The 8,712-nt window shown below is 61.8% G+C and carries 6 protein-coding genes; 1 reads left to right on the forward strand and 5 read right to left on the reverse strand.

What is annotated here, in order from left to right; all coding sequences use genetic code 11:
• Positions 1 to 6: 6 nt before the first annotated feature.
• The 3 genes from purL to VGG64_14665 all read right to left on the reverse strand — a co-directional run bounded on the left by purL (position 7) and on the right by VGG64_14665 (position 5,823).
• A complete protein-coding gene (gene purL / locus VGG64_14655; protein HEY1600846.1) occupies positions 7 to 2,946 on the reverse strand; it encodes a phosphoribosylformylglycinamidine synthase subunit PurL in 2,940 nt (979 codons plus the stop codon).
• The gene (locus VGG64_14660) at positions 2,930 to 3,808 is read right to left on the reverse strand and encodes a prephenate dehydrogenase/arogenate dehydrogenase family protein (protein HEY1600847.1); all 879 of its coding nucleotides are present in this window, start codon (positions 3,806 to 3,808) and stop codon (positions 2,930 to 2,932) included. The genes purL and VGG64_14660 overlap by 17 nt, the downstream gene beginning before the upstream one ends.
• A 275-nt stretch (positions 3,809 to 4,083) precedes the next feature.
• Positions 4,084 to 5,823, reverse strand: a complete 1,740-nt coding sequence (locus VGG64_14665) for a redoxin domain-containing protein (GenBank protein HEY1600848.1) — start codon at positions 5,821 to 5,823, stop codon at positions 4,084 to 4,086.
• A 467-nt stretch (positions 5,824 to 6,290) separates the two neighbouring features.
• On the opposite strand from VGG64_14665, the gene VGG64_14670 reads away from it, so the two are divergent.
• The gene (locus tag VGG64_14670; protein HEY1600849.1) at positions 6,291 to 7,349 is read left to right on the forward strand and encodes a type II secretion system F family protein; all 1,059 of its coding nucleotides are present in this window, start codon (positions 6,291 to 6,293) and stop codon (positions 7,347 to 7,349) included.
• A gap of 19 nt (positions 7,350 to 7,368) precedes the next feature.
• Here VGG64_14670 and VGG64_14675 read toward each other — a convergent pair whose 3' ends face one another.
• Positions 7,369 to 8,103 (reverse strand): HD domain-containing protein, encoded by a 735-nt coding sequence (locus VGG64_14675; GenBank protein ID HEY1600850.1) that lies wholly within the window; start codon positions 8,101 to 8,103, stop codon positions 7,369 to 7,371.
• Positions 8,104 to 8,401: 298 nt separating this feature from the next.
• On the reverse strand, positions 8,402 to 8,712 hold a 311-nt coding region (locus VGG64_14680), incomplete at its 5' end, for a hypothetical protein (GenBank protein ID HEY1600851.1).

Here is an 8,712-nt window from a genome sequence, read left to right on the forward strand (position 1 = left end):
GAGAGATTACCAGCGGAGCGGCTCCTGCCATGCGTTTTTGAGCGTTGCCAGGTCGGCAGCGACGACCAGCGGCGCGTCCGATGCGGCGCCAGCTAGCCCGACGATTTCCAAACGGTTGCCGGCGTTGACTTCGCCAATTTGTGCATGCGGTATTTCGGCCATAATCGCCTCGAACCTGCTGGCTTCGGCTGGCCGCACCTCGCAGAGAAACCGCGTGTTGGATTCGCTGAACATCAGCACAGCCGCGGTCGCTTTGCCGCCCAAGTCGTGGGGGACCTGTGCTAGTTTAATGCGTGCGCCGCGTTCACCGGCAAAGGACATCTCGGCGGCCGCGGCGGCCAGTCCTCCTTCGCTCAAATCGTGACAGGCCCGCACCGTGCCCGCCATGATCGCGGCGTGCATGGCCTGAAACGTTCGCTTGGCAGTCGACGCGTCGACGCGCGGCACTCGTCCGCCGGCAAGTCCGCTGACCAACGCAAAATGAGAGCCGCCAAGTTCGTCGTTTGTCATCCCTACCTGATACAGCAGGTTGCCAGACTCTTTCAGATCCATGGTCACCGCTTGCGCGACGTCGTCGATTTGCCCGAGCGCGCTGATCAAAAGCGAAGGGGGCACGGCAATCGATCGTGTCGTGCCGTCGGCCATTCGGTGGCGGAACTCATTGTTCAAACTATCCTTGCCGCTGATGAACGGAGTGCCAAGCTCGATGGCCAAATCGTGACAGGCTAGCGCCGCGCGGACCAACGAGCCGAGCGTCTCGGGGCGCTGGCAATCGCCCCAACAGAAATTGTCGAGGATCGCAATCCGGCGAGGATCGGCCCCCACGGCCACACAATTACGAACTGCCTCGTCGATGGCACTGGCGGCCATGTGATACGTATCGAAGTCCGCCAGGCGGGGATTCATACCGCACGACAGTACTATCCCGCGACGCGACGTGAGCACGGGCCGCACAACGGCCGCATCGCTGGGGCCATCGTTGGCCGCCCCCACCAGCGGCTTGACGACGCTGCCCCCCTGCACTTCGTGATCGTACTGGCGGATGATCGATTCCTTGCTGGCTACGTTCCAGCTGCGCAGAATCTCGATCAAGTCGGCCGTGTAATCGCCGCGCGGGCGTTCCGGCGCCGCGGTGGTCGCGTCGGCAGGGGCTTCATACACGGCGTCGCGCACAACAGGCGGGCGCCCGTCGTGCAGAAAATGCATTCCCAGCTCGCCCACCTGTCGGCCTTGATATTGCAGTGTCAGTCGTCCCGTCGGAACGAACTGGCCGATGACCGTGGCCTCGACATCTTCCGCCGCGCACAATGCGGAGAAGTCGTCCCATGCGGCCGGCGGCACGGCGAGCACCATCCGCTCTTGCGCTTCGGAAATCCAGATTTCGCAATACGACAAACCGGCGTACTTGAGCGGCACGCGATCGAGCCACACTTCGGCACCGAGCTCGGCCCCCATCTCGCCGACAGCGCTCGAGAATCCCCCCGCGCCGCAATCGGTGATGGCCGAATACAAGCCGCGATCGCGGGCTTTCAAAATCACATCGAGCAGCATCTTCTCGGTAATCGCGTTGCCAATCTGCACGGCTCCGCCTGAGATCGATTCGCTCTCGCTGGTCAGTTCGGCGGAGCTGAACGTGGCACCGTGGATGCCGTCGCGCCCGGTGCGCCCGCCGACGGCCACGATATGGTCGCCCGGCTGCGCGGCCTTCTCTACTTTGTCGACCGGCAACAGCCCAACGTTGCCGCAATACACCAACGGGTTTCCCAGGTAGCGCGGATCGAAAAACACGGCCCCGTTGACCGTGGGGATGCCCATCCGATTGCCATAATCGCGCACACCGGAGATAACCCCCTTCATCACTCGCTGCGGATGCAGCGCGCCCGCCGGAACATCCTCGGCCGGCGTGTCGGGCGGGGCAAAGCAAAAAATGTCCGTGTTGCAAACCGGTTTCGCGCCCAGGCCCGTGCCCAAGGGATCGCGGATCACGCCGCCCAGCCCTGTATTCGCCCCGCCATAGGGCTCGAGGGCCGAAGGATGATTATGCGTTTCGACCTTGAACACGACGTGCTGATCATCAAGAAAACGGACCACGCCCGCGTTATCGCGAAACACGCTCACGCACCAATCGTCTGCGCCGAGCTGGCGGCGAATCTCGACAGTGGCCGCGAAGATCGTCTCCTTGAGCATGTTCTGGAAATGTCGCTCCCCATTTTCATCACGATAGCGGATGCGACCGGCCAACGTCTTGTGACTGCAATGCTCGCTCCAGGTCTGCGCGACGGTCTCTAGCTCGACGTCGGTTGGCTCGCGTTTCAAGCTGTGAAAGTGCGCTTGGATCGTGCGCATTTCTTCGAGGCTTAAATATAACTGCCCTTCGCGCGACAGTCGCATGAGGGCCGCGTCATCGAGTGCCGCCAGCGCCACGTGGCGGAGCTGGAAATCGTACGGCGCGCCGACCTCTAGCCGCTCGAAATTCAAAGGGCCGACAATGGCCTGCTCAATGGCGTCATTGGCCAGCAGTTTTGCGCACAGCCGGTCGAGCCGCTCGCGCGCCAGGCCGCGGACCCACAGTTTGCGGAACGTGCGCACGGCGGTGGCTTTGACGCCCAGGTCTGCGATGGCCGCCAGCGCGCTTTGCGCCACCGGGTCCATCACGCCCGGCTTGGGTAAGACATGGACCACTTGTCCGCCTCCGTGCGGAGGCTCGGTCAGCGCTGATTCGCCAACCTGGCCGATAACCGTGCGCTCGACGATCGCATCGCTTAGTAGTTCGCGAGCGATTCGCTGCACATCTTCGCGCGTGAGCTGCCCCTCAATCAAGTACCCGCGCGCCACGATCGCGTCCAGGGCATCAGTCAGTTCTAGTTCGGCCGCTTCGGCTGCCAGGCGCGCAGCCGCACGGTCGGGCTGACCAAGTGCCGGATAGATGTCAACTTCCCACAGCATCGCGCGTCCGTTTCGCGTCTCGAAGGATTTCAGTCAGCCCCGCCGCATCGTCTTTCTCCAGCGCCTGGCGAAATTTGGCTAGCTCCTCGTCGAAGCGGTCCAGGGCCGCCAGCACGTTGGCCCGATTCGACAGCAAAATATCGCGCCACAGCTCGGCGTCTCCCGCGGCAATCCGCGTGGTATCGATCCAACCGCCGGCCACCAGCGGCAGGCTCGCGGGCGGCGTCGCAGATACCAGCGCCGCCGAAACCAGGTGCGGCAGGTGGCTTGCGCCGGCGACCAGTTGATCATGTTCTGAGGGGGTCATTTGCAGTACCTTGGCTCCCAGAGATTGCCAAAATGTCTTGATCGTTTGCACATCTTCGGCGCGGGTCATTGCACCCGGTGTCACCACGGCCGTGCGTCCCTCGAACAAGCCGGCCACGGCAGCCGCCGGCCCCGCTTTTTCACCGCCGGCCAGAGGGTGGCTGCCGACATAATGTGCTTCGTGCGGCAGCTCGCGGTCGAGCTCGCCGACGATTACTCCCTTAGTGCTGCCGACATCCGTAATCAACGCGCCGATCTTGGCAAAGCCGGCCGCCTCGCGCACGTCCTGGGCGATTCGTCCCACCGGCGTACAGACAATGATCAGGTGGGCGTCGGCCAGCCCACGCGGCAGATCGACCGTAGTCGACGTGCAGGCCCCCACCTCGCGAGCCGCCCGTAGGCTCTCTTCGCGGCGCCCGATGCCGACCACATGCTTGGCCAGTCCGCGCTGCAACAGATCGATGCCAATCGACCCGCCGATCAAGCCCACCCCGACGATCGCCACCGTATCCCAGGTAGGGTGCTTCGTGGCGGCGGGCTGAGACGATTGAGTCATGGCAGGTGTCCGGACGCTCTGACCCGGTTGGCAAACTGCTGGCGGCCGCTGGAAAAGTCGGCATTGTAACAAATCGTGCCGGTTTGTGACGGGGGGGATTGACCAGGTGCCTGCGGGCCAGAGGAAGGGCATTCAGCCATTCCTATAGTACTTATCAGCCAAGGGCGCGAGCCGATTAGCGCAAAAGAACCGTCTCCGCTCAAGTTCAAGCAAATTACATTCGGGAATTGTTTTGAGCTCGAGTCATCTCCTGCGGACGACCCGCCGCAATGCGACTACTCGGCGAGCAGCGTCTCGATAGCGCTGACAATCTCCTTGTTGTTGCTTTCGCTTGTGCCCACTCGCACGAGCCGAACAATGCCTTGCCTGTCGATGAGCACAACTTGTGGAATACCTTCCACGCCGAAGAGGTTGGTCAGGTGGCTGTTCTCGGCATCGAATGCCAATTCGTAGGACAGCCCGTGATGCTTGGCAAAATCTATCACCGCCGCTTGCTCATCAAGGTGCGAGATGCCGTCGGTTTTCACGGCGCTCGAGGATTCGGCGTCCCAGCCGAAACCATAGTATTTCGTGATTCCGATGAGCACTAATCCCTTGGCTGCATATTGACTGTGCCATTCGGTCAGCTTCGGGAACTCTTGAATGCAAGGTCCGCACCAGACCCCCCAGAAGTCGACGAGCACGACCTTGCCACGCAGATCGTCTGCCGATAGCGGTGATCCGTCTACCCAGGCGGCCACCTTCAGCGGTGGCGCGGGTTTACCGACTAATTCATTGCGACTCTGGCCGCGTAAGATCTCCTCGTCGGGCATGTAGGCCGTACGGTATGCGAACACGAGGGCAGGCGAGGTTTGCATTTGCAGAGGCAAATCGCGCAGTGTTTTCCGAAGCTCGCCCTTGGCAGCAATCGCGTCCTCGTATTGGCCGTCGCGCATGAGGTGGATAATGTCAACTCCCACGCCTTGGCCGAATTCGATGGCCATCGAATCGATAGGAAACTGGCGCATGGCGGCGTGGGCAGATTCGACCCAACGCCTGCGCGCCGTCGGCTTCTTCTCAGACGGAGCCAGATCGACCTCGGCCCGCTCCAAGGCCAACAGCCGCAAGTATGCATTTGCATCGTGGGGCGACTCTTGCCGCGACTGGCGAGCGGTGGCCAAGGTTTGCGCTAGCAAGGCGAGTGCTTCGTCCTTCTTGTTTAGCTTCGCCAACAGCAAAACTTTGTGGGCCACGATTCTGGCCGTAATCCAGGGAGCATAGGGATTGTCGAGCAGTTGCCAGGCACGCAGCTCGCGGTCGACGTCCTCCAGGGCCAGTTGTCCCCAACCATCCCGAGCGGCCGTCGCTGTCGGCAAGCTGACAGTCACGAAAGAACGATTGCATTCGAGCGCTGCTTCCAACTTACCTGCACGCTGTACGTCCAGCAGCCAACGCTCGCTGCGGCTCACGGACGCCCACCGTTTCTGCATTCGGAATTGATTGTGGGCCTGGCTTAAAAACGAATGAGTCCAATTCACATTGGGAAGCGGCGCAGCCTCGGCGACCTGCTCCAGGATTTTCTCGGCGGCATCCACGTCCTTGCTGCGCAGCAGCGCCACGATCAGGGCCAATTGCGCGCATGGATCGAGGGGCCTGCCGCGGTTCGCCGCCTCGGCGTGACGCAGGGCCTCGGAGTTTTGGTGCAACGTTGCCGCTATTACGGCCAGCGCAAGGTGATCGTCGCAGGACATATCGCCCTGACGTGCGGCGCCCTCGGCCAACAGGTCCTTGAACTTCGCCGACAATTGCCGCCGGTTCGTCTGCGCGACCGTCTCCGATTCCTTGATCCATTTGCGATAAGCCTCCTCGTCGTCGAACAGTTGGGGAGGGCGCGGCGGCCCGCCCCGCTCTTCCCAAGCCGCCGCTTCGAGGGGCTGCCAGCGATCGTATTGCGACGGAAGATCGTCGGCATACGTTCGAACGCTGCAGAAACAAATCGAAAAGCAAACCGGCAGAGCGGACAGCCAAGGTTTCATATTCGAGAGCCCCCAGGTCCGTGGATGAACCGATCGCGAAAACCGTTTGTGCCGACGTGATGCAAGGCGAATGCACCGTGGAAAACCGTGGAAGCTACCCTCAACACCGTGCTCTGCGGCAAACACGCGCCTACTCGATCGGCAACCCACGTCGCATAGCCTATTCCTGCCCATTCGCCGTCTCGACATTTTACCAGCAGCAATGATGACCTGCCGGTTCCCTGATTCGAGCCGATTTGGCCGCCGCGCTCAAACTTTTTTGTGCACCAAAACCGCATAATCGATCCATTGCCGGGCGACGGCGGGCGACGTTACCGAGGTACGGATGCCGGCGAGTTGCGTCGCCGCCGCGTGCAAGCCCCAGGAAATTCTCGACAACTCAGCGTCGCGGGGATAGCCTGAACCTCTGTGATGTCTCGCGCCGGCCCATTGCTGGCCGGACGGCGACAGGGACTAGAGGCTTCTCCATGGACACGCTGTTTTCACCGCGGATCGGGTTGCGGGATTTGGCCCAGCTTTGCCGCCGACTGGCCATTTCGCTGGCCAGCGGAATCGAAGTCCGCCGCGTCTTCGAGCGCCAGACCAGCAACACACGATCACCAATGTTGCGCGCGCGGATGCGGCAGATCAACGATGCCGTGGCTCGCGGCGACTCCGTGGCCGAAGGGGTCGACCTGACCGGCGAATATTTTCCCGGGCTGCTGCGCGAGATGGTCGTCGTCGGCGAGCACACCGGGCACCTGGCCGAAATCTTCAAGCATCTGGCCGAGCATTACGAGGAACAACTCCGCCTGCGGCGCACTTTTGTTTCGAGCATCGCCGGGCCATGCATTCAATTCTCGCTGGCCCTGGTCGTGGTCGGGATCATGATCCTGGTCTCCGGTGCGATCGGCGCCATGGGGGGCCGGGGGCCGACAGACATTTTGGGACTGGGCCTCGTCGGTCCCTCGGGATTTGTGATTTACTGCTTAATCCTCGGCACTGTTGCGGCGGGAGGGCTATTTCTCTTTCATGCGGCGCGACGCGGACTGGCGTGGACAGAGCCTATGCAAAAACTGGTACTAGCATTACCAGGCGTGGGACAGCCGCTACGGATCATTGCGCTCGCCCAAATGGCATGGACTATGGAGCTGACATTGGAAGCCGGCATGGACCTGCTCAAAGCCATTCCACTTTCGCTCCGCAGCACGCACAACGCCTACTACACGCAGCACACCGAGCAAATGATGCGCACCATTCGCGGCGGGCACGAGATCCACGAAGCGCTGGCAGAAAGCGGTGCCTTCCCCTTCGAGTTTCTCACCGCCGTCGAAGTGGGCGAACGCAGCGGCCGGCTGCCCGAGGCGATGAAAAGCCTCGCCCGCGAGTATCACGATCGGGCCCGCCACGCCGTGCAGACGCTTACCGTGGTCGCCGGCTGGGGCGTATGGCTGCTGATGGCCATCGCGATGGTTGGCTTCATCTTCAAAATGGTGATGCAGACGTTGGTGCCGTACGTGCAGACGATCAACGAACTAGCCAAGTAGCGCCGCACCAGTTCGATGGTCACGCATCGCAGCTTTCTGCCAGTTCGCGCACGTAAGTTAGCGCGTCTTCGACGTCCGATGTGGGAACGCCAACCTGGCGCCCTTCGCGATCGCACTGCGAGAGCAGCACGAGTTCGTCGAAACTCTCGGATTCTTCCAATCGCCGTCGTGAACGGACACCCAGTGTCCCGTCGCGCAGTGCGCCGGCTTCGGAGTGGTGTTCGATTAGCCAGGCCGTGCGCGGCGTGATGTGATCGCCGAGTGCTTCAAGACCGGCGCCGATATGATCCTGCGGGTCGATGCCTTTGCCGACGTCGTGCAATAGCGCCGCCAGCAGGAACTCTTCGTCGTAAGGGAGTTGATCACGCGCCAGGTCAAATACCTGCAGGCTGTGATACAGCGCGTCCCCTTCGGGATGATAAAGTGGCTTCTGCATCACTTTCTCAAGCGGCAGGAGCAAGCTGCGGTATACATCGAAGCGGTCCGCCACGAGCAGCGGCTCGTCCGGCGGGCTAGGCAGTGTGTATTCCACATCCGGCGAACTGCGGCCGGTCTCGATGTGATTGAGCCGCGCGAAAACTTCGATCTGGTCGCGTATCTCGCGGCGGCTGGGCATCTCATGCGCGCGAACCGGTTCGCTCGACAATAGTCGGGCTGCCTTGAGACGGGCGCGGAAAAATTCCGACTCCTGCCGACGAAACAATAGTCGGGCAGCTTCCCAAGCAATTCTTTGCCGCAGTCGGTCGTTGGCCATCGGAAGGGACCGCGCCGGGAGCGATTGCAAACGCTGCGTAACGAAAAGGCGCGGCACTCGGCCGCCATACTTCAAGTATAGGCAGTCGCACGTCCAGAGTCCAAGGCGCGGGCAGCCGTCCGACAGAAGCCGGATGCCATTTCCACGCTCACTCGTGGGGAGATGCCCGGCGCCCGTTACTGAGTGCAATGTCTACGCGAGCGTGGACATGCTGCCGCCTACGACAGTTTACGGTCCTAAAGCGCTCCATCGCACGTCATGCGACTTTGCCTGAAAAGACCGCCGAGCCGAGGAGACGCTAGCGCCCTTTAACTTCCAACAACCTGGTTTGTCGCTTCAGCGTGCGCAAGACGAAGTACAGAACCGCGCCCACCAGGCAGATAACTTGCCAGGCTGGATCGAGCGCCACGCGTCCCTCTACGACCAAATGCTCACTCAAGCCCAGTGCAACGAACGTGAGGATCACGCCCATCATGCCCGAGTATTCACGCTTCAACACATTACGCGTAGAGAACTCAAGCGAGGGCGCGCTCCACTGCCGCCATTTCGGTAGGAAGGCGGGCGTGTGCGCCGCCCATTTCACATAGGCGTCGCCGAACTTGCGACGAA

This window comes from Pirellulales bacterium (assembly GCA_036490175.1).
In the GTDB taxonomy this organism is placed as follows: domain Bacteria; phylum Planctomycetota; class Planctomycetia; order Pirellulales; family JACPPG01; genus JACPPG01.

Bases quoted from the DNA above. Each gene is read 5' to 3' on its own strand.
- purL (HEY1600846.1), bottom strand. From the start codon at position 2,946: ATGCTGTGGGAAGTTGACATCTATCCGGCACTTGGTCAGCCCGACCGT.
- VGG64_14675 (HEY1600850.1), bottom strand. From the start codon at position 8,103: ATGGCCAACGACCGACTGCGGCAAAGAATTGCTTGGGAAGCTGCCCGA.
- VGG64_14660 (HEY1600847.1), bottom strand. From the start codon at position 3,808: ATGACTCAATCGTCTCAGCCCGCCGCCACGAAGCACCCTACCTGGGAT.
- VGG64_14670 (HEY1600849.1), top strand. From the start codon at position 6,291: ATGGACACGCTGTTTTCACCGCGGATCGGGTTGCGGGATTTGGCCCAG.
- VGG64_14665 (HEY1600848.1), bottom strand. From the start codon at position 5,823: ATGAAACCTTGGCTGTCCGCTCTGCCGGTTTGCTTTTCGATTTGTTTC.